Origin of the sequence: Pseudomonas sp. NFIX28, assembly GCF_900107395.1 — a bacterium.
Classification (GTDB): Bacteria; Pseudomonadota; Gammaproteobacteria; order Pseudomonadales; family Pseudomonadaceae; genus Aquipseudomonas.
Window position 1 is genome coordinate 1 of record NZ_FNPW01000042.1, and the last position, 1243, is coordinate 1243.

2 protein-coding genes are annotated in these 1243 nt (G+C 58.3%); both read right to left on the bottom strand.

Going from position 1 to position 1243, the window contains the following annotated elements; translation table 11 throughout:
* Positions 1 to 36: 36 nt before the first annotated feature.
* Positions 37 to 873 (bottom strand): IS3 family transposase, encoded by an 837-nt coding sequence (locus tag BLV20_RS30725; protein ID WP_371914348.1) that lies wholly within the window; start codon positions 871 to 873, stop codon positions 37 to 39.
* Positions 870 to 1172: a transposase gene (locus BLV20_RS31915; protein ID WP_038574649.1), complete on the bottom strand. Its 303-nt coding sequence runs from the start codon at positions 1170 to 1172 to the stop codon at positions 870 to 872. Before BLV20_RS31915 ends, BLV20_RS30725 begins: the two co-directional genes overlap by 4 nt.
* Positions 1173 to 1243: the final 71 nt, after the last annotated feature.

Sequence of the window (1243 nt, forward strand, 5' to 3'; positions counted from 1 at the left end):
TGAACTGGTCAAGTAATCCTGGACACCGATTACGGTCTACGCCGCCCGTTTCTCCCTCGCGATCGGCGACCAATAGTCGTTGTAACTGTGAGGCCTGATCGTGTTGTAGCGCGTGACGTAACGCTGCACATCCACGCGGGCCTCATGCTCCGAGTCGTAGCCTGTTTCAGGCACCCACTCCGATTTCAAACTGCCAAAGAAACGCTCCATCGGGGCGTTGTCCCAGCATTCGCCTTTACGACTCATGCTTTGCCGGTGTCCATGTTCCAGCAGCTCATTTCTGAACTTATGGCTGGTGTACTGGCAACCTTGATCGGAGTGAAACAGCACGTCTTTGGGATGTCCCCGTAGCTCGACGGCCATCCGCAAGGCTTCGCAGGTCAACGTGGCATCAGAGATCATCGAAAACGACCAACCCACGATCCGGCGGGCGAACAGATCCAGAACCGCGGCAAAATACAGCCAGCGCTTGCCGACCTTGATGTACGTGACGTCGCCGCACCACACCTGGTTGACCGCCGTGACCTCAAACTGGCGCTTGAGCACATGCGGCGCCACCAGCGCTTCCACGCCGCAGGACTTGTACTTGTGGCGCCGACGCTGACGACTGGCGATGCCCGCTTCTCGCATCAGGCTGCGAGCCATGTACCGTCCGACGCGATGCCCACCGGCTTGCAGCACCTTGGCCAAGGTGCGCGAGCCGGCAGAGGCCCTGGAGGCCTTGTGGTGCTTGACCAGCAAGGCCTTGAGCTTCTCTCGTTCGGGACGCACCCGGCCTTGGCGCTGACGCCAGGCGTAAAAGCTGCTGCGGCCGATTCCCAGCACGCGGCAGCATTCGTTAACGCCATACAGCTCACCCAGCTCATCGATCAGCGAGAGTGATCTTTGGCGTCCAACAGCAGGAGAGCACTGGCCTTTTTTAGGATTTCGATATCCCGGTCTTTTTGCCTGAGCAAGGCTTTGAGTTGTTGGATTTCTCGCTGATCGGCGGTAATCGCCTTGGCCCCGACCGGAGTCGATCCCTGGCGCTCCTGACGAACCTGTTCAACCCAGCGACGCAGAGCCGTAGGGCCAACACTCAAACTGGCGCAGACCTCGGGAACCGATAGCCCCTCGTCCAACACCATGCTGGCCGCCTTGAGTTTGAACTCACTGGAATAAGAATTACGCATATCCAAACACCTCAGATTTGGACGCCATCATAGCGCCCGATTGAGGTGTCCAGAATTATTAGGCCAGTTCA

Excerpts from the sequence above, each read along its gene's own strand:
- BLV20_RS31915 (WP_038574649.1), bottom strand. The coding sequence starts at position 1,172 with ATGCGTAATTCTTATTCCAGTGAGTTCAAACTCAAGGCGGCCAGCATG.